Raw genomic sequence first — 20,937 nt, forward strand, 5'->3', positions numbered from 1 at the left:
AGTATTACTAAGTTCAGTAGACCAACGTTTTAGTTGGTCCAAAGTTTTGAATGTCCCAAGTAAGATATACTTATACTGGATTTAGGGAAATTTTTCCATTCTGAATATAATTTTAAAGTAGCTAAAGCGGGGGTTAACATAATAACAGCCTCGATAGATTGTTTAGATTTTCCTCGCAATAGATGTGTTTGACTTCTCAATATTATTCTATTATCTTTCAAGAATGTTACAAAAGCACTTGGTTGAATCATATCGATCACCGCTTCAATTTAATTAATATTGTTCAAGTGGTCCTTAATCAATCATGTTAAGAATGCCTCTAATCCCCATTGATTCCACTGATTTTTATATTGTGCTCGTAAGTTTTTTGATTCTGCCAACCTTAATAATCGTGCATCCATCACGAGACATATAACCAACAAATAGTTTCCAATTTATTCCATAAAGTTATCTGTTTACAATATTCTAAATAATATAAAAATAATATTGACAATAAAACGGACAACCAGTATGATGAACTTATATAAAAACCGGACAGCCGGTTGGTAGAAAGTATTCAGTGAATAAAGTTAAGGTGGTTTTCTAATATGTCAAATGTATTGCAGAGCAAAGGCCAAGATAGAAAAGTAGAAATATTAGATGCTGCGCTCACGCATTTTGTGAAAAAAGGGTTTCATCGAACATCTATTCAAGATATTGCAGATGCAGCAGGCATTACGAAAGGGGGATTATATCATTATCTAAAAAGTAAAGAAGAAATACTATTTTTGCTCCACGAAAGATTTATTTCGGAAGGGTTTGCGAAGTTGAAGTTAATAGAAGAAGAATTGTTATCAACGGAAGACAAATTAGTGAAATTATTAAAAGCACACTTAGAAATAATTCATGATTATAAGGATGATATCACCATTTTTTATAAAGAGTACAATAACTTATCACCCGAGAATTATAAGATTGTGTTGAATAAACGGGATGATTATGAAAGCATTTTTATTAACGTTTTAGAAGAAGGAAGAATAAATGGCGTTTTTAATGTTGAAAATGGTAGAATTGCAAGTTTCTTTATCTTAGGTGCTAGTAACTTTATGTATCATTGGTATAATCCAAATGGCGAAAAATCAATGGACGAACTAGCAAGAATTTACTTGAACATTATCAAAAATGGGATCCTAAATTAAAAATTAAATCTATAAAAGGGGGAAGAAGGATTGAGTCATATACCGAATGAAGAGTTATTGTCCCTTTATCAAACAATGGTCAAGATTCGCGGGTTTGAAGAAAGAGTTTCTAGTTTGTTTGCAGATGGGCTGATTCCAGGATTTTTGCACCTTTATATAGGTCAAGAAGCAGTTGCATCTGGAATTTGTGAAAGTCTATCAAATGAAGATTATATTACTAGCACACATCGGGGACATGGACATTGTATTGCAAAAGGTGCGGATATAAAAAAGATGATGGCCGAGCTATTTGGAAAAGAAACTGGCTATTGTAAAGGTAAAGGAGGTTCGATGCATGTAGTAGATGTTGAACTAGGGATTCTAGGAGCAAACGGGATTGTCGGAGCAGGTATGCCGATAGCGGTTGGTGCAGGATTTACAGCCAAAACAAATAACAATGGTCAAGTCGTTGTACCTTTTTTTGGAGAAGGGGCTACAGGAATTGGCTATTTTCACGAAGCTGTTAACATGGCCGCCGTGCTCAAACTACCGATTATCTTTGTTTGTGAAAGTAATCAGTATGCAGAATTTACCCCTCGAGAAACGCATCTACCAGTAAAAACTGTTGTTGAAAGAGGAGCAGCCTATGGTATTGAGAGTTTTCTAATAAATGGGAACGATGTTTTAGAAGTCTATCAAACTATGAAAACAATCATAAATCGAACAAGAAATGGAGAAGGACCTTTCCTTGTTGAATGCTTAACCAATCGCTGGAGTGGCCATTTTGAAGGCGATCCACAACTTTACCGACCAGAGGGTGAAATTGAAGAATGGAAGAAGAACGACCCCATTAAAAATTATCGTTCTATCCTAACTTCTGAATATCATATCGAGGAAAGTTTACTAGATTCCATTGAAGAAGGTGTCAGAAGTGAACTTGATGAAGCAGAAAAGTTTTCTCGCGAAAGTGCTTTACCAAATGTATTGTCGACATTAGAAGATGTATACGTATAATAGGAGGTGGAATTATGCTCATTCGATATAACAAAGCTATTAATAATGCACTACGAGAAGAAATGCAGAAAGATTCGACTGTTTTTATTGCTGGAGAAGATGTGGGGGATGCTGGTGGCTCCTTTGGCATTACACGTGGATTAATGGATGAATTTGGTCCGGCTCGTGTCGTAGACACACCCATAAGTGAATCGGCAATAGTCGGAATGGCAATTGGTGCCTCTTCTACAGGAATGAGACCGGTCATTGAAATCATGTTTATGGATTTTATTGCCGTATGTTTCGATCAAATTATCAATCAAGCCGCCAAGATGAGATATATGTCTGGGGGACAAATGAAATTGCCATTAGTGATTAGGACCCAATGTGGAGCAGGTGTAAACGCCGGTCCTCAGCATTCTCAAAGTTTAGAAGCGCTTTTATTTCATATTCCTGGTATAAAAGTGGTGATGCCTTCGAATCCATATGATGCAAAAGGTTTGTTGAAAGCAGCGATTCGCGATAATAATCCTGTGGTCTTCATTGAAAATAAAGCATTGTATGGGATGAAAGGTGAAGTACCAGAAGAAGATTATACGATTCCGATTGGGAAAGCGAAAGTTGTCAAAGAAGGAAATGATGTTACCATTGTTGCTCTAGGGCAAATGGTTAATAAAGCATTGGCAGCTGTAAAATTTCTGGAAGATAAAGGTATATCACCTGAGATAATTGACCCACGAACAATCTCACCTTTAGACACAGAAACAATTAAACAATCCGTTAAAAAGACAGGCCGACTAATCATTGTACATGAAGCAGTTAAAATTGGCGGCGTAGGTGCAGAAATTGCTGCCATAGTTCAAGAAGAGGTCTTTGATTATTTGGATGCGCCGATCCAACGAGTTGCAGCACCATTTACACCAGTGCCATATAGTAAGCCACTCGAAGACTATTATTTGCCAAATGAAAACGATATCATCAAGGCAGTTGAAAAAATTTGTGTTGGGCGCCAATTTTCAATCGCCAGCCATTAATAAAGGAGGAGGGAATATTGACCTTGTTAATAGATAAAACTTCCTTTGCCTCCCCTAGAGCAAGAGCCTATGCGAAGAAATTAGGGGTTGTTCTAGATCAATTTGACGGAAGTGGTCCAAATGGACGAATTATTGAGGAAGATCTCATTTATTATATGGAAAAAATGAATAGTCATACAAATGTATTAACTACACCTAAGAAACAACGTAGAAAGATAACTCCACTCGCTTTAAATATTTCCAATATTGAAAAATTTGATTATGAAAAAGTAACAGGGACCGGTATAGAAGGGAAAATTGTCAGTGATGATATTTTAAAACAAGTCCATCATTCAAATATCATCACTGAACAAAAGAAAATCCCATTATCAGGAATTCGAAAAGTGATTGCCAAAAGGATGACTGCTAGTAAAAGAAATGCTCCTCACGTAACACTGACAGTAAAAACCGAAGCAACGCATCTAGTTAACTACCGAAATCTTTATATGGAAAAAAACAACGTCAAAATTAGTTTTACAGATTTACTTATAAAAATTGTTGCCGCTAGCCTGCTCCAGCATCCTAAGATCAATGTTTCGTTAGAAGAAGAGATGCTCACTTATCATAATGATATCAATATTGGGATTGCCATAGCACAGGAGGAAGGGTTAATTGTTTCAGTCATTCAAAATGCCGATTATAAAACGCTTGAGCAAATCTCTATTGACGTAAAAGATCAAGTAAACAGAGCCCGAGCAGGAAAGCTGAAGCTAACTGATACTGAAAATAGTAGATTTACTATTAGTAATTTAGGGATGTATGAGGTGGATGCCTTTACACCCGTGATCAACCAACCTGAAAGTGCCATTCTGGGTGTTGGTAGAATGGTTGAAGACATTATTGTAGAAAACAGTCAAATTCGTATTGGAAAAACGATGGTTTTATCCCTTTCATTTGACCATCGTGTTATGGATGGGGCACCGGCAGCAGAGTTTTTGGGGGAAATTAAAAATTTCATTGAAAATCCAGAAGATATTCTGTCACTATAAAACTAGGAGATATGAAAATGAAAATGGAAATGGATATTATTGTTCCTAAGGCAGGTCTAACGATGACGGAGGCAACTGTCACCTCATGGTTAGTTGCAGAAGGTGAAAAAGTTAAGAAAAATGACACCATTGCAGAATTAATGACAGAAAAAATGACAGTGGAAGTAGAGTCACCAGAAGATGGAATAATTGTTAGGATTATAAAGCAAGAAGGTGAGGAAGTTCTCGTTGGCGAAAGATTAGCCACTTTGCTTACCGCCCATTCGAAGAAGGATGAACATGAAAACACAGACCTTCATTCAGCTAATGAAGTGTTAGAGAGTCCTTCAAATGAAAGCGCTTCACCTAGCTACGATGCTGTTGTAATTGGTGGTGGTCCTGGGGGGTATGTTGCAGCTATCCGTATTGCACAATTAGGAGGAAAAGTCGTTTTAGTTGAACAGAATGAGCTGGGTGGAGTTTGTTTAAATGCAGGGTGCATTCCCACTAAAACATTACTCAAAGGAGCAGAACTTACCAAAATCCATCATCTTTCATCAGAATTTGGTGTCTATTATCCTCCACCAACGATAGATTTTTCAAAACTGATGAAGAAAAAGGAAATGCTCATCCAACAACTTCAAAAAGGAATAAGTCATTTGCTGAAGAAAAGCAAGGTCATCGTTTTGAATGGGGTAGGTGAGGTAGTCTCTCCAAGTAAGGTGAAGGTCACCAAGAGCAATGGTGAAATAGAAACCATTACTAGCAATAATATTATTTTAGCTACAGGTTCAGAGGCCAATATTCCGAACATTCCAGGTCTAAAAAATGCCAATCCATTGACAAGCATAGAGGCACTTTCATTGACGGAATTACCTGAAAGTATTGCGATTATTGGTGCTGGGGCCATTGGTTGTGAATTTGCTGGTATATATGCTCCATTAGGTGTAAAAGTCGTACTGATTGAGAGTGAAAACGAAATTCTTCCAGGTACGGATCATGACGTTGCTCAATTTCTGAAAAAATCTCTTGAAAAAGATGGTGTCGAAATCCTTATCTCTTCGCAAGTAAAAGAAATTAATGAAGAGAATTCCGATAAGACTTTATACATCGAACACAACGGTCATTACAAAGAAATAGTTGTAAAAGAGATTCTTGTTGCAACAGGTAGGAAAGCCAGACTAGAAACGCTACAGGAAATAGGACTTGAAGAAGAAAATGGGGGAGTCAAGGTCGATGATTCACTTCGTACAAGTATCCCATCAATTTTCGCAATTGGGGACATAACAGCAAAAGAAAATCTAGCACATGTTGCTTCAGCGCAAGGGATGGTTGCAGCTGAAAATTGCATGGGATATCAAAAAAAAATAAATTACGAATCGATTCCACGTTGTATTTACACGTCCCCTGAAATCGCGTCTGTTGGTCTTACGGAGAAAGAGGCGAACACAAAAAATATAGATTATCAGACTGGTACGTACTATTTTAACAGCAATGGGCGTGCATTAACAAATGGAAAAGCAGAAGGGTTTGTAAAAGTCCTTCGCGAGAAAAAATACAATCAAATTCTTGGGATTCATATTGTGGGACCGAATGCGTCTGAATTAATTTCTGAAGGAGTACTTGCTATAAATCTTGAGGCGACAACTGAGGAAATAGCAGCTACAATCCATCCGCACCCTACTTTATCTGAAGGTTTGCTAGAAGCTACTTTAGCAAGTATGGGCAAAGGAATTCATGTATAGAAAGGAAGATATGTATGGAAAAAGTAAGATATGTTCGCACCCAAATCGAGTCTGGAATTGCCACCATCACAATTGATCGTCCAGATGTGTTAAATGCGATTGATGATGAGGTTTTAGAAGAGTTAGAAACCATTTTCAATTCAATTGAAAAAGATGAAAAGATTCGTGTTGTCATTATTACTGGCGGTGGAGAGAAAGCATTCGTTGCTGGCGGAGATATTGATGCAATGAAACGTATGAGTTTAGTCGAAGGTGAGAGATTTGTTTATAAAGGACAAGGCGTATTAAGCAAAATAGAAAACAGCAACAAAGTAGTCATTGCTGCGATTAATGGGTATGCATTAGGAGGCGGAAGCGAGTTAGCATTAGCTTGTGATATTCGCATCGCTTCAAATAAGGCGAAATTAGGTCTCCCGGAGGTTTGTATCGGACTTTATCCAGGCTGGGGAGGAACTCAAAGATTAGTAAGGTTAGTTGGGAAAGGTGTTGCGAAAGAGTTAGTCTTTACGGGAAGACGCATTTCTGCCCAAGAAGCAAAAGAATTAGGGATTGTGAACCGAGTTGTCCCACATGATGAACTTATGAGTAGCTGTGTTGAACTAGCTGAAAGCATTTTGGCAAATAGTCCAATAGCTGTGATCCAGTCTAAAAAAGCGATTAACCAAGGCAGTGAAATCTCCCTTGATAATGCATTAAGTTTAGAAGCAGAAGCATGGCTTGTTAACTTTAGTACAGAGGATCGTGTGGAAGGTTTAAGTGCATTTTTAGAAAAAAGGAAACCAAATTATTTGGGAAGATAATTGTCTTTGGAGGGAGTGCACATTGAGTATTGAGGGAAATATCAACTTCTCATCTGTTGTTAACAAATGGGCAGACGAAAATCCTTATAAAGAGGTAATCGTTTATGAAAATAAACGAATTACCTACAAAGAGTTGAATGATCGAGTGAATGCGTTAGCACAAGGGCTTCTCTCTCTTGGCATCGAACATGGAGATCGAGTCGGGATTTTACTTTACAATTGTTCTGAATATTTTGAGATTATTTTCGCAGTCAATCGCATCGGTGCAATCTTTGTGCCGCTCAATTTTCGCTTAGCTGCAGATGAACTTGCTTATATCTTAGGAAATGCTGGCGCTAAAGCCCTTATCAGTGAAGATGACTTCCACAATGAGATTGATAGTATTAGAGGGAATTTACCAGAACTTCAACATTATGTTTCCTTATCGATGAAAGAGGTAGAGTCATGGAAATCCTATCAGAAAGTAATAGATTCCAATCTAGGTTCAAAAGTTCTAGACGCACATGTAGAATTAGACGACTTACATCGATTAATGTATACATCCGGAACAACTTCTCGACCAAAAGGAGTAACAATTTCTTTTGAAAACTTATACTGGAAAAATATTGGCCACATATGGAACTTTAACATTGGGCCAGAGGATAAAACGTTAATCGTTGGTCCCCTTTACCATGTAGGTGGATTGGACCTTCCTTCCACTGGTGTACTGCATCGAGGAGGAAGTGTCTTAATCTTAAGGAAATTTGATCCCGAGAAAGTACTCGCCGCAATTGAGAAAGAGAAGCCAACCAACATTTGGTTAGCACCAGCTATGATTAATATGTTACTTCAGTTTGAACAAGCCCATCAATATAATCTTGATTCGATTCGTTTTATCATTGCGGGTGGAGAAAGGATGCCAGAACCATTAGTTGAAAAGGTTCAAAAGTTGTTTCCAAATGCCTGGTTCTGCGATGCCTATGGGTTAACAGAAACCGTTTCTGGTGACACCTTCCTACCACGCTCTAAAACATTTGAAAAGCTTGGATCTGTGGGAAAACCTTGCATCCACTTGGATATGAGTGTTGTCGATACCGGCGGGAACAAAGTTCCGACAGGTGAAATTGGAGAGATTATCTTCCGAGGACCAAAGGTGACAAAAGGATATTGGCGAGACGAAGAGTCGACCAAAAAAGCGATTCGAAACGGATGGTTTCATACAGGAGATATGGGCCATGTGGACGAAGAAGGCTATTTATTCATCACTGATCGGAAGAAGGATATGATCGTTAGTGGAGGAGAAAATATCGCTTCACTTGAGGTGGAAAGGGTTCTATACGAGCATCCAACCGTGTTAGAAGCTGCCGTTATTGGGATCCCTCATCCAAAATGGGGAGAAGTTCCAAAAGCTTATATTGTTGCAAAGGAAGGCAAGAACATAACAGAAATGCAACTCCTCTCATTTTGCGAGGAAAAGCTAGCAAAATATAAAGTTCCACAAGAAATTGAATTTGTGGATGAATTACCGAGAAACCCTTCAGGAAAAGTATTAAAAAGACAATTAAGAGAAAATAGGAGGCAGCAAGCATAATGAACTTTGAAATCACTCAAGATCAATTAATGTTAAAAGAAGGAGTTAGAAAAATTGCCAACAAGTTTGGCTTAGAATACTGGCGGGAAAAAGATGCAAAGCATGAGTTTGTTCATGAATTATGGAGTGAACTAGGAAAAAACGGTTATATAGGTATAGCGATCTCCGAAGAATATGGAGGCGTTGGTTTAGGTCTAGTTGAAATGGCGATGGTAATTGAGGAACTGGCAAAAGCAGGTGCAGGTTCAACCGTTGGTCAGTTATTTATGCTAACACCTATATTCGGGGGCATAACGATTGAACGTCATGGGAGTGAAGTTCAAAAACGAGAATACTTACCTAAGATTGCTTCTGGTGAGATGAATTTCTGTATGGCCCTTACAGAACCGAATGCTGGAAGCAATTCTCTTGAGATTACTACCTTCGCGAGAAAAGAGGGCGATCATTATATCATTAATGGTCAGAAAACTTGGATTTCAGGCGTGAATGTAGCTGACAAGATGCTGCTTGTGGCAAGGACAACGAAAAAGGAAGAAGTTCAGAGGAAAACAGATGGAATTAGTTTGTTTTTAGTCGATGCAAAAGATCCGGCGATTATTACGCAACCTATTGAAAAAGTCGGGACACATTGTGTCCAATCTGATGAAGTGTTTATCGAAAATTTAATCGTTCATAAAGATAATTTACTTGGCGAAGAAGGAAAAGGCTGGCGTTATCTTGTTGATACTCTTAACGCCGAACGAATTGTCACAACTGCTGGTCTAGTAGGTACAGGTGAACTGGCGCTTAAATTAGCAGTGGATTATTCAAAAGAGAGAATTGTTTTTAACAATACGCCAATTGGTGCCTACCAAGGAATTCAATTTCCTCTTGCAGAGCTTAGTGCGGAAATTAATGTTGCTCAATTAATGAACTACAAGGCTGCTTGGCTATATGATCAATCACTTCCGAATGGGGCAGAAGCTAATACAGCAAAATTAATTGCTGGTAAATCAGCTTTTGGACTTTGTGATCGAGCGATGCAAGTACTGGGAGGCTTTGGTTATGCAAAAGAATACCATGTTGAACGATTATGGAGAGATGTTCGCCTCTTTAAAATTGCACCAGTTTCAGAAGAAATGATTTTAAACTATATCGCTCAGCATAATTTGGGAATGCCAAGATCCTATTGATTTTGTGGGAATTTAATCATTCTAAATAAGTACTTGAAAGAGGAAATGATTAAGAACTAACTTTTAGCAGTAGAAATACGCGAATAGGGGGAATTAACCATGTGGTCCTTTGAGTCTACAGATGAACAACAAATGTTTAAAGAAACGATTCGGAAATATTTTGAACGTGAGGTAGCTCCATTAGTCGATGATGCAGAAGAAACAGAGGTTTTTCCAGTTGAGTTATTTAAAAAAATGGGCAGGGATAATTACCTGTGTATCCGCTATCCAGTTGAATATGGAGGATTAGAGGTTGACAAAATTACGGAATGCATCTTCCGTGAAGAGCTATCTAGAGTTTCACAAGGATTTGCAACCGCGTGGTCAGCTCATTCCCATTTAGGAACATATCCTATTTATGCTTATGGGACCGAAGAACAAAAGGAAAAGTATTTACGACCCGCTATTAAAGGCGAAAAAATAGCGGCATTTGGGTTAACAGAACCCAGTGCAGGTTCTGATGTAAAATCAATGAAGACTACTGCGGTAAGAAAGGGAGATAAATATATAATCCGAGGTAGCAAAACATTTATTACGAACGCAACGTTTGCAGATTTCGTAATAGTGGCTGCATATACAAATCCTGAAATGGGCTATAAGGGTATAAGTCTATTCATTGTGGATACAGATGCTAAAGGATTTAATATCTCAAGAAAGTTGAAAAAAGAAGGAATACGATCTTCTGAAACTGCGGAGTTATTCTTCGATGATTGCGAAGTGCCAGTTGAAAACTTAATTGGTGGCATGGAAGGTAATTTTAGCGGGGTAATGAGCACCTTAAGTGAAGGCCGAATTGGGGTTGCGGCAAATTGTGTTGGGATGGCACAAGCAGCCTTGGAAAATGCTAGTCAATATGCAAAAGAAAGAATTCAATTTGGGGAGCCCATCGCGAATTTCCAAGCTATAAATCATAAAATCGCTGATATGTATACCGAGGTGCAGGCTGCAAGACTACTAGTTTACCAGGCTGCCTGGCTGCTGGATAAAGGAATGAAAAGTGACAAAGAGGCTTCAATGGCAAAACTATTTGCATCGGAAGTTGCCGTGAGAACTGCCCGAGAAGCCATTCAAATACATGGCGGATATGGAATGATGCGAGAATATCCGGTAGGAAGAATTTTACGGGATGCTCTTGTATATACGGTTGGAGAAGGTACATCTGAAATTCAAAAAAATATCATTGCCAAGCAAATAGGTTTGGTTAATAAAAGCAAAATACAGAAAAACAGGTGATTAATTTTAAAGGAGGTAGTGTCTAAAGTTCATACTATTAAAAGAGGTGTGGTAATGAAAAGTTCATATATAGTTGGAGTAGGGGATACACCTGTAGGTAAATTGCAAGGATCTAGTACTATGCAATTACATGCAGAAGCATCTACAAAGGCATTAGAAGATGCAGGATTAAAGAAAGAGGAAATTGATGGTGTGCTAACTGCTTATTCGTTAGTAGAACCCCATCTAATGTTAAGTTCTGTTTTTTGTGAATACTACGGTATCTCTCCAAAGTATACGGCTGCGGTCCAATTGGGAGGAGCCACTGGGTGCGCCTTGATTATGCATGCTCAAGCATTAATACAATCTGGACAATGTGAAACGGTATTAATTGTCACTGGAGATAACAGGCTAACGGGACTAACCAGAGATGGAGCTGTTCAAGCATTATCTGGTATTGGACATCCTGCATATGAAGCACCATATGGAATCACCGTACCATCCTTATATGCATTAGTAGCAACGAACTATATGGATTACTATAATGTTTCATCGGAGACTCTGGCACAAATTGCCGTAACGATGCGTAATCATGCAGCACTTCACCCAAATGCTCATAAAAAAGAGCCTATAACTGTGGAAGAAGTATTAAACTCTAAGATGATTTCTAGTCCATTACACATGTTAGATTGCTGTTTAGTATCGGATGGTGGAGGGGCAATAATAGTGGCTTCTAAAGAAGTTGCAAGAAATTTACAAAAAAGACCGGTGAAAGTCATGGGTGCTGGTCAAGGTCACACACATGAACATATTAGTCAAGCCCCTTCACTGACTGATTTTGGGTGCAAGCAATCTTCTAAGCTTGCATTTGAACAAGCAGGAATTTCTATCGGCGATATCGATGTCGCAGAGATTTATGATTCTTTTACAATTACGTTGCTTATTGAACTAGAATCTATTGGATTCTTTGGTAAAGGTGAGGCTGGTTACCATATTGCTAATGGAGAAATTGGGCTAAACGGTAGAATACCGCTTAATACTCATGGTGGATTATTATCATATGGACATTCCGGAGCAGCTGGCGGACTATGGCATGCAATTGAAGCAGTGAGGCAATTAAGAGGCGAGGCACACGGAAGACAAGTCCCTCTTGCAAAAACGGCGTTTGTACATGGAGATGGGGGTATTCTTTCTGCTCATTGTTCATTAATTTTAGGGAATGAGTAAATGAATGAAAGTGAAAATCTTGAGAGTGTCTAAATGAGTAGAATAATGGTTATCACAGTTTCAAGCATCAGATTAACAAACTAATATTAAAATAAGTATTTTAAAAACCTATGGGGTGTTACTATGCAAAAACCACTACCTTATATTACTGCTGAGTCATCTGAATATTGGGATAGCTGCAGGGAAGGAAAATTAATATATCAACACTGTTTAAGTTGTAATGAAGTCCAATTTTATCCGCGAAGTCAATGCAAGCACTGTGGAAGCAAGAATTTAGAGTATCGAGAATCAAAGGGTAAAGGTGCAATTCGAACTTTTACTCATGTCCATAGAGCTCCCAGTCCAGCATTCAAAGAGGATGTTCCATATATATTAGCGTTAATAGATTTAGATGAAGGTTTTCGGATGATGAGTAATATTGTCGGAACAGAGAGAGATGTCAAAATCGGTGACCGTGTAATAATAGATTTCGAAAAAAGATCGGAAGACACTGTTATTCCTCAGTTTAAGTTGATGTTAACTTTCGATAGATTAAAACTAGGGAAAGTATATGGTCAGGAGGAATATATATGTAGTGTCGAAAAGGTGAATCAATGGCAAGAGATTTACGCAGGTTTCACAATTGAGAAAAAAGTATATAGAACGGTTCCAGCGGGAATGTGTGGAGTCATCGTTATGAAAACATACGATACAACACTATGCGGTAGACCGCCAGGAAATGTTCACGGGAGCCAAACTTTTCACTATCATAAACCCATTCAGGTTGGGGAGACTGTCATAACTAAACTTTTGATAGAAGATAAAGTAATTAAAAATGACCGGAAATGGGTAACCATCAAAACGGAATCAACTTCAGAGGATGGTACCCTGTTGGTTGAAGGCCGAATGAAAATCTTATGGGCTGAGTAGGAGGATTAACAATTGAATCAGGGAGCATTGATATTATCTAATAAACTCCATGTCACTAAGAAACGAATCTTGAGCTATGCACAAATGTCAAATGATTTTAACCCAATTCATGTAGATGAAGCTTTTGCGGAAACTACCCAATTTGGCAGTATTATCTCCCATGGTATGCTCTCACTTAATTTATTGTGGGAATTAATAATAGAGACTTTTGGGGTAGAATCATTAAATGCTTTAAAAATGAATATTCGTTTTCAAAAACCGGTGAAAGTAAATGAGACAATCCAAGCTGTTATTCGCATTGAGAAAATGGAACCTTTAGCTGACCACACGGATCGTCAAAAGTATTATCTGACTGTTGGAATTAGTAACTCTAGCGATGAGGAAGTGGTAAAAGGAGATGTAGAGTTAGTTTCATAATAAGTAGAAGATACAACTAGATTTCCATTACATGCTCAAAACTATTTGATGAACAATAACTTAAAAGGGTGTTATATAAATGACCAATATAATTAAAAAGTTATTTGAAGCAAAATCAATAGCAGTTATAGGAGCTACCTCTGATCCAGTTAAGATTGGTGGAAGACCAATTAAATATTTGCAAGATCAAAAATTCACAGGAAAAGTTTTTCCTATCAATCCTAAATATACTGAAGTTATGGGTATACCTTGTTTTTCAGATATAAGCCAAATTAACGACATCGTTGAGTTAGCAGTTCTTGCTGTACCAGCAGATCGAGTTGAAACAGAAATCAAAAAGTGTATCAAATATGGGGTTCATTCCTATGTAGTATTCAGTTCTGGCTTTGCAGAAGCAAACGAAAAGGGATGTCAACTTCAAAGTAATCTAAAAAAGTTAGCAATAGAACATAACTTAGCGATATTGGGTCCAAATTGTCTGGGCATGATTAATGCTTCAACAGGTTTAGTAGCTTCTTTTACAACAGCTATGGAGTCACTTCAGCTAGTAAAAGGAGGATTTGGATTTGTATCTCAAAGCGGTGCTTTAGCAGCCTATTTCCTAGATCTAATTCAGAAAAGCGGTGTTGGATTAAGTAAATGGGTCTCCACTGGAAATGAGGTAACCTTAGACACATCTCATTTCATTGATTATTTTGTTGATGATCCAGATACTAAAGTTATTGGGGTGTATCTGGAAGATATTAAAGATGGAGACTTGTTTAAAAAATCAGTACTAAAAGCTGCAAAGGTAGGTAAACCGATTGTCCTGATAAAGGCTGGATCATCTGAAGCTGGAAGCAAGGCTGCTTCATCACATACAGGTTCGATGACTGGTGTAGACTCTAAATATCAGGCATTATTTGAACAACTTGGTGTTATTCGTGTCCGTAGTCTAAGCGAAATGATTAGAGTTAGTAAGTCGCTATTATATCAAGGGTTCCCTAAAGACAATACATTAGGTATTATTTCAGTTTCTGGCGGAGCAGGAGTTTTATTGGCGGATGAGGCTGCTAATCTTGGAATGAGAGTTCTTGATTTTGATAATGAGTCAATTGATAAGCTCAAAAAGACATTACCTTCATTTGCCACTGTTCAAAATCCAATGGATATAACCGGTCATGTTCTTAGTGATCAGACTATATTTGCAAATACTCTAAATATTTTAGAAAACGATAGCAAAATTAATAATATAGTAATATTTATAGGTCTAATGAAAAGTATTAGCAATGAATTATTCAATTCTATTAAAAAATCGAACATAATGAAGAAAAAACATGTTTCTGTGGTATGGATTGGAGCTACAAGGGAAATTATTGAAAGATTTGAATCTATTAATATTCCTGTTTATGAAGATATACCCGATGTAATAGAAACTTTAACGCAATTGTTTAATGGATGTGACCGTCAAAAGTCTCTTCTTACAGATATACCATTTTTGTTAGGAATTGAAAATTCATCAAATAATAATAGTCTAGAAAATCAAGATACAGTATATGAATTAACAGAATACGAAACGAAAAACTTATTAAAGAATTATGATGTCCCATTCCCAAAAGAAGTACTGATTCATAATATCAAAGATGCCCTAATCCAGATGCGCGATAGCGGGATTAATTATCCAGTGGTATTAAAAATACAAAGTAGTGAGCTGTTGCACAAGAGTGAGCATGGAGGGCTTCTTCTAAATATTGGAAACGAGAAACGATTGAATCAGGGAATCCAGCAATTATTTGAAAAAAGTGAGCAGTTAGGAATTAAGACGCAAGGTATTTTAGTTCAAGAAATGGTGAAATTTGACCAAGAACTTATTATTGGATTTCAAAGAGACCAAATTCTGGGATCTACTTTGACATTGGGAAGCGGCGGAATTTATGTAGAGGTATTAAAGGATATAACCACTTTATATCTTCCAGTCAGTAAGGAAACAATAATCAAAAAAATTAAAAGCCTAAAAAGCAGTATATTACTTGAAGGATATCGTGGAAAACCAAAAATTGATATTAGCTACTTAGCCGATATCATACTTAATTTAAGCAACTTCTTCTTAAAGCATGAGGAGGAAATGGTTGAATTAGAAATTAATCCACTGGCTATTAATCTTGAAACAGGACAATATTGGATTTTAGATGGTCTGGCAATAACGAAAAAATCGTATGAAGAACTTAATAGATTAAATGACAGCACAAAGAATCCTATTTATCTCAACATCTAGGTAAAAACGAGAAGATGAATATATGAAGTACATTCAGGTGTACCGTTTCAAAAAAAAATATCAGTAGGGGTGATTTTTTTGAATAGGAAAAAATTGTGTTTTATGCTTGCTAGTTTACTCTCTATATTACTGCTATTAACTGGGTGTGGAAATACAACATCTACTAGCAGTGCGAATGAAGCATCAGCTAGTTCTGGGGGGGACTATCCTAAAAAGATGATCAAAATAATTGTTGCATATGCACCAGGTGGAGGAACTGATACCCAAGCACGTACTTTAGCTGATGCTGTATTGAAGTATCTTCCAAAAAACGTTGAAGTAATAATAGAGAATAAACCAGGAGGAGCAGGAACAATTGGATTATCTGCCGTGGCACAAGCAGAACCTGATGGCTATACTTTAGGATTTGCATCGATATCAAACCTTGCTTTGCAGACACACTATGAAAAAACTCCATATAGTATAGAGGATTTTGAACCAATCATTCAATTTACTTCCGTGCCAAGTTTATTACTTGTAAAAGATGATGCACCTTGGCAGACATATGAGGAATTGATTGATTATATTAAACAAAATCCTGGTAAATTTACTTTCGGTTCAAATGGAGTAGGCGGAATTACACATATTAACATAGAAGCAGTAAATCAGGCTTTGGATACGGAAATGAAGATTGCACATTTCGACGGCAGCACTCCAACAATGACATCTCTATTAGGAGGGCATGTAAAGGGAGTTAGCCTTCAGACATATGATGCTATACCACAGATAGAGGCTGGGAAAGTGCGGCCACTTGCCATCTTTGGAACTAATAAAACGGAAGACTTTGAAGATTTACCACTATTGGCTGATGAGGGGCTTGATACGGGTATTGATTCATTTATTGGCCTATTAGCACCAAAAGGGACACCTAAAGAGATTATAACTATTGTCCATGATGCGTTTAAACAGGCTATGGAAGACGAAGAAGTAATAAAGAAGTTTAATGCTTTATATACTGATTTATCTTATGCTGGACCAGAAGAATTTAAGGAGATTATTGAAGAAAGCCATCAACTTTCAGGGGAAATAATGAAGAAATCTGGATTAATCGAGTGAGACAGAGTATTAATTAATAGAACATCAATAGAAGGGATATTTTCCTTCTATTGATGCTTAAATAAAGAATATCTATCGATTATTTTTGGAAAGAAAAATTAGTCGTTTTGTTAAGAGAGGTAGGTGCAGTCTAATGAGAAAACTTAATGGAGGTTTTTGGGCAGCAATTGTGATACTGATATTTTCCCTCGTTTTTCTCTATCAATCACTTGCGTTTCCCTACTCAGGAGATTTTGGTCCAGGACCAGGTTTTTTTCCAACATGGTTAAGTGGCATTTTATTTGTCTTATCTGTCTTCTATATTTTTGAATCTTTAAAGGCGGCTAAAAAAGATGAAGAGGACGATAAATCAACTTCTTCAAAAGATGGCTTAAAGAAAATCTTGTTTATTCTAGTTTCGATGATTGGAATACTAATCCTGCTTCCTTTTTTAGGGTTTGTGATCTCTGCTACACTGTTTTTGTTTGTTTTATTATTTAAAGAGTATAAATGGTACTCAAATCTCAGTATTTCATTAGGAGTATCACTAATCTTATTTTTGGTATTTGGTTCAGCCCTAAGTATTCCGTTACCTTTAAATATATTGGGATTTTAGTAAAGGAAATAGTTATAAATAATATTTAGTAAATGTCATAGATGTGCAAAGGGGGAATAAATTTGGATGCATTGGTTTCATTGTTTAATGGCTTTGAAAGTGCTCTCACCGGTTGGAATTTAATGTACTGCTTTATTGGAGTTTCCGTAGGTATGTTGGTTGGCGTACTTCCCGGGTTAGGACCAGTTGCCGGGACAGCAATATTGATTCCTCTTACTTTTGGAATGGAACCAGTTTCGGCGATAATCATGCTATCTGGAATCTACTATGGAGCCATGTATGGAGGGACTATCACATCTGTTTTAATTAATACTCCTGGAGAGTCTGCTTCTGTAATTACCTGTTTAGATGGACATCCGTTAGCCAAACAAGGACGTGCAGGCACTGCTTTAGGGGTTGCTGCCATCGGATCATTCATAGGGGGAATCTTTGCACTAATAGGTTTGACATTTGTTGCTCCAGTACTAGCTGAATTTGCATTGAAGTTTGGTCCCCCAGAATTTTTTTCACTAATGCTGCTAGGCTTAATGATGTTGGTTGGATTGATGGGATCGTCTTTGATACGTGGATTGATTGCAGCCATTTTTGGTTTAATTTTATCTTTGATAGGAATGGATCCGGTATCGGGTGCATTAAGATTTAACTTTGGACAACCCGAGTTAATGGAAGGGCTTGATTTTGCTGTAATAGCTATGGGCCTTTTCGGTATTTCCGAGATTCTTATTAATGCGGAAAGTAAAACGAAAACAGAAAAACCTGCAAAAATTAAGAAGCTTTTACCAGAAAAAGAGGAATGGAATCCAACCTTGATGTCAATTGGTAGAGGAACTGGGATAGGATTTTTTCTTGGATTAATTCCGGGTGCAAATGCGGTAATTTCCTCACTAATATCCTATTCTACGGAAAAGAAAATGGCAAAGGACCCTACTCGTTTTGGAAAAGGGGCCATAGAAGGGGTAGCTGGGCCCGAAGCAGCAAATAATGCGCATAGTGGTGCTGCCATGATTCCATTATTTACATTGGGACTTCCAACATCACCTACAATAGCAGTTCTATTTGGTGCATTTATTATGCATGGCCTAACGCCTGGTCCAGCTCTTTTTAAAAATGATCCAAATTTTGTTTGGGCCATTATTGCAAGTATGTTTATTGGTAATATAATATTATTGATATTTAATTTACCTTTAGCAAAAGTTTGGGCAAAAATAGCGTTGGTCCCTTATAAGCTTTTATATCCACTAATACTTATTATTTCTATAGTTGGTGTTTACAGCATAAAGAATAGTTTGTGGGATGTTGGAGTAATGATACTGTTTGGAATTATTGGTTTTTTAATGAAAAAACTGGATATTCCAATAGCAGCTACAATTTTAACTTTTGTTTTAGGTTCGCAAATGGAGGCGGCATTATTTCAATCATTGGCAACCTCTCAAAATGGGTTCATGATCTTTTTTACTCGTCCGATTTCAGGTGTAATTGTCACCGTTTGTATACTCATTTTTATTATTAGCATAATATCATCGAGACGTAAGAAAAGGTATTTACTTGCCAATGATATTGAGATGTAGTTGGAAATTTGTATTCAGATTTCAAGATTTTATTCATTTATGGTTATTATGGTTTCAACAAACTTTTCGGAACTCCCTTGAATATCACGAAGTACACAAGCTTTTAAACCAAGAAAGGGAATCTGTCAAACAGTACTTATCTAGGTTCAGTACTGGTTCGAAACCTTTTCATTATAATCTTATAAGGTTGTATCTTAATACTATATTTACTTTACAGCAGGGGATGTGGGTGCCTAAATGAAAGAATCAGGTATTCTCTATTGCCCTTAGCATGGTGGGGAATCCCCTCTAATTAAAAGATCAATATTTAAGGTTTACCTCATCCAGACCGTTTTGTCTTTGGCATTCCGACTGAAGAAGTACACCGGGTATAATACCAGCAAATATTCGTACTATAGTAACTCTTCTTTCATATAAATCGTGATTTTTCCTGCATCTATTATTTTGAACTTATTATCTCCTTTTTCTGCAAATTCTAGGCACTTCCACTTTAGTTTCTGCCGTTTCGAATGCGGGTGGAATAGGTTTGATCACTGCAGGTAGTTACAACTCGAAAGAAGAAATGATGGAAGATATTAAAACGACAAGAAGGCTTACAAATAAACTTTTTTGGGTCGATATTGGGATTCGAAAAGCAATGGATGAATTTATTGAAGGGGCTATTGAAGCTGGCATTTCAGTCGTATACACATCTGGAAATAATCCTGAACAATATATGAAACAGTTAAATGCAAACAGAATTAAAGTAATCCACGTTGCTCCTTCCGTTCGTTTTGCCAAAAAGTCTGAAATATTAGGATGCGACGCAGTCGTTGTTAATGGTTATGAATGTGGTGGACATGGAAAGAAGATACAACAAGTTTAACGCTTGTTCAAAAGGCAAGACAATCACTCTCATTCCCGGTCATTGCACCTGGTGGATTCTCAAGCGGAAGATCTGTGTTAGCAGCACTCGCACTAGGTGCAGAAGGCGTCCAAAAGGGAACTCGATTTCTTATGTCTAAAAAAACTTCATCAAAATGTGAAAGATTATTTATTGAAACTGCAAGAAACCGTCACGGTACTGATAAAGAAATCAATAGCAAAAACAGCTAGAGTAATGAAAACAGAGCATACGATTGGACTTGCAGATATCGATGCGCGAGGTGCATCTTTTGATGAAATATTTCCATATATAAGCGGAGAATCTTACAAAGAACTCATCGAAACAGGAAGTCTGAAAAGCGGTGTTATTGCGTTCGGATGAACGATTGATCTTATTGATGAAATAAAGAGTGTCGCTGAAATCATGGAAGAGATTGTAGGAGATTATGAATGTCGTTTACTTCATTTATCCAATAAAAATAATTGAGAAATAGGTGTTAACGTTTGACTAATTTCGACAATCAAATTGCTGTTATTACTGGAGCAGGAAGAGGTATAGGTCTAGAAATAGCGAAAGAATTAGGTCTTGCCGGAGCACTCGTTTGTCTCTTGGATTCAGACATTTCTGCCTTAAATGAAGTTTGTAATGAATTTACAGAATTACATATCTCTTTCGAAAAGTTTAATATAGATATTACAAATGAATTTGATGTGGCGAAAGTATTTAATTCCATAAAAGAAACTCATGAAAAAGTGGATATTTTAGTTAATAACGCTGGAATCATCCGAGATAATTTGATATATAAGATGAGTACGAATGATTGGGAGCAAGTGATGGATGTCCATTTGAAAGGGGCTTTCCTTTGCAGTAAATATGCTCAAGAAATCATGGTGAAAAACGCTTACGGTCGCATTGTTAATTTATCCTCGGCATCCGCTTTAGGAAATCGAGGACAAGCTAAAAATGCAGCTGCGAAAGCTGGAATTCAAGAGTTTACAAAAACATTAGCATTGGAACTAGGTCGATATAATATTACCGTTAACGCGGTTGCTCCGGGATTCATTGCGACAGAGATGACGAGATCTGTTGCTGAAAGAAATGGCATTAACTTTGAACAATTAACAGAAGTAAAAAGCAGACAGATACCTGTGAAACGTGTAGGGGTACCAAAGGATGTCGCTCATGCAGTATGTTTCTTTGCAAGCAAAAAATCTTCTTTTTTATCAGGTCAAGTACTATATGTTGCGGGCGGTCCAAAAGCATAAGGAGGAAGTTATA

General features: G+C 37.2%; 20 protein-coding genes. All 20 read left to right on the forward strand.

All coding sequences use genetic code 11. The features are described 5' to 3' along the window. Positions 1-587 precede the first annotated feature (587 nt). The 20 genes from AC25Y5_RS02165 to AC25Y5_RS02260 all read left to right on the forward strand — a co-directional run bounded on the left by AC25Y5_RS02165 (position 588) and on the right by AC25Y5_RS02260 (position 20,924). Positions 588-1,178 carry a TetR/AcrR family transcriptional regulator gene (locus AC25Y5_RS02165; protein ID WP_488138871.1) on the forward strand — a complete coding sequence of 197 codons (591 nt, stop codon included), beginning with the start codon at positions 588-590 and terminating at the stop codon, positions 1,176-1,178. Between the two features lie 30 nt (positions 1,179-1,208). Next, on the forward strand, positions 1,209-2,171 hold the full coding sequence (locus tag AC25Y5_RS02170) for a thiamine pyrophosphate-dependent dehydrogenase E1 component subunit alpha (RefSeq protein ID WP_488138872.1): 963 nt from the start codon (positions 1,209-1,211) through the stop codon (positions 2,169-2,171). Positions 2,172-2,185: 14 nt separating this feature from the next. Continuing rightward, on the forward strand, positions 2,186-3,184 hold the full coding sequence (locus tag AC25Y5_RS02175; protein WP_488138873.1) for an alpha-ketoacid dehydrogenase subunit beta: 999 nt from the start codon (positions 2,186-2,188) through the stop codon (positions 3,182-3,184). A gap of 17 nt (positions 3,185-3,201) precedes the next feature. Continuing rightward, positions 3,202-4,212, forward strand: a complete 1,011-nt coding sequence (locus tag AC25Y5_RS02180; RefSeq protein WP_488138874.1) for a dihydrolipoamide acetyltransferase family protein — start codon at positions 3,202-3,204, stop codon at positions 4,210-4,212. A 17-nt stretch (positions 4,213-4,229) separates the two neighbouring features. Then, complete coding sequence (gene lpdA, locus AC25Y5_RS02185; RefSeq protein ID WP_488138875.1) at positions 4,230-5,936, forward strand: dihydrolipoyl dehydrogenase; 1,707 nt, start codon at positions 4,230-4,232, stop codon at positions 5,934-5,936. A gap of 14 nt (positions 5,937-5,950) precedes the next feature. After that, positions 5,951-6,736, forward strand: a complete 786-nt coding sequence (locus AC25Y5_RS02190; RefSeq protein WP_488138876.1) for an enoyl-CoA hydratase/isomerase family protein — start codon at positions 5,951-5,953, stop codon at positions 6,734-6,736. A 22-nt stretch (positions 6,737-6,758) separates the two neighbouring features. Next, positions 6,759-8,306, forward strand: coding sequence for an acyl-CoA synthetase (locus tag AC25Y5_RS02195; RefSeq protein ID WP_488138877.1), 1,548 nt, complete (start codon positions 6,759-6,761; stop codon positions 8,304-8,306). Beyond that, a complete protein-coding gene (locus AC25Y5_RS02200; protein ID WP_488138878.1) occupies positions 8,306-9,478 on the forward strand; it encodes an acyl-CoA dehydrogenase family protein in 1,173 nt (390 codons plus the stop codon). Before AC25Y5_RS02195 ends, AC25Y5_RS02200 begins: the two co-directional genes overlap by 1 nt. 99 nt (positions 9,479-9,577) lie before the next feature. Beyond that, positions 9,578-10,750: an acyl-CoA dehydrogenase family protein gene (locus AC25Y5_RS02205; protein WP_488138879.1), complete on the forward strand. Its 1,173-nt coding sequence runs from the start codon at positions 9,578-9,580 to the stop codon at positions 10,748-10,750. A 54-nt stretch (positions 10,751-10,804) separates the two neighbouring features. Next, positions 10,805-11,956 (forward strand): thiolase family protein, encoded by a 1,152-nt coding sequence (locus tag AC25Y5_RS02210; protein ID WP_488138880.1) that lies wholly within the window; start codon positions 10,805-10,807, stop codon positions 11,954-11,956. 123 nt (positions 11,957-12,079) lie between these two features. Next, positions 12,080-12,865, forward strand: a complete 786-nt coding sequence (locus tag AC25Y5_RS02215) for an OB-fold domain-containing protein (protein WP_488138881.1) — start codon at positions 12,080-12,082, stop codon at positions 12,863-12,865. A 12-nt stretch (positions 12,866-12,877) separates the two neighbouring features. Beyond that, positions 12,878-13,282, forward strand: a complete 405-nt coding sequence (locus tag AC25Y5_RS02220; protein WP_488138882.1) for a MaoC/PaaZ C-terminal domain-containing protein — start codon at positions 12,878-12,880, stop codon at positions 13,280-13,282. Positions 13,283-13,361: 79 nt separating this feature from the next. Beyond that, entirely contained in the window at positions 13,362-15,536 is a 2,175-nt protein-coding gene (locus AC25Y5_RS02225; protein ID WP_488138883.1) for an acetate--CoA ligase family protein, read from the forward strand. A 78-nt stretch (positions 15,537-15,614) separates the two neighbouring features. Then, entirely contained in the window at positions 15,615-16,631 is a 1,017-nt protein-coding gene (locus AC25Y5_RS02230; protein ID WP_488138884.1) for a Bug family tripartite tricarboxylate transporter substrate binding protein, read from the forward strand. Between the two features lie 133 nt (positions 16,632-16,764). Further along, the gene (locus AC25Y5_RS02235) at positions 16,765-17,226 is read left to right on the forward strand and encodes a tripartite tricarboxylate transporter TctB family protein (protein WP_488138885.1); all 462 of its coding nucleotides are present in this window, start codon (positions 16,765-16,767) and stop codon (positions 17,224-17,226) included. A 62-nt stretch (positions 17,227-17,288) separates the two neighbouring features. Further along, a complete protein-coding gene (locus AC25Y5_RS02240) occupies positions 17,289-18,794 on the forward strand; it encodes a tripartite tricarboxylate transporter permease (protein ID WP_488138886.1) in 1,506 nt (501 codons plus the stop codon). Between the two features lie 472 nt (positions 18,795-19,266). Continuing rightward, entirely contained in the window at positions 19,267-19,659 is a 393-nt protein-coding gene (locus AC25Y5_RS02245; RefSeq protein ID WP_488138926.1) for an NAD(P)H-dependent flavin oxidoreductase, read from the forward strand. Further along, positions 19,623-19,889 (forward strand): nitronate monooxygenase, encoded by a 267-nt coding sequence (locus tag AC25Y5_RS02250; protein ID WP_488138887.1) that lies wholly within the window; start codon positions 19,623-19,625, stop codon positions 19,887-19,889. The genes AC25Y5_RS02245 and AC25Y5_RS02250 overlap by 37 nt, the downstream gene beginning before the upstream one ends. Further along, the gene (locus tag AC25Y5_RS02255) at positions 19,831-20,040 is read left to right on the forward strand and encodes a hypothetical protein (RefSeq protein WP_488138927.1); all 210 of its coding nucleotides are present in this window, start codon (positions 19,831-19,833) and stop codon (positions 20,038-20,040) included. Before AC25Y5_RS02250 ends, AC25Y5_RS02255 begins: the two co-directional genes overlap by 59 nt. Before the next feature lie 122 nt (positions 20,041-20,162). Further along, positions 20,163-20,924, forward strand: coding sequence for an SDR family oxidoreductase (locus AC25Y5_RS02260; RefSeq protein ID WP_488138888.1), 762 nt, complete (start codon positions 20,163-20,165; stop codon positions 20,922-20,924). The last annotated feature ends 13 nt before the right edge of the window (positions 20,925-20,937 follow it).

The organism is Sporosarcina sp. Y1011, assembly GCF_057669885.1.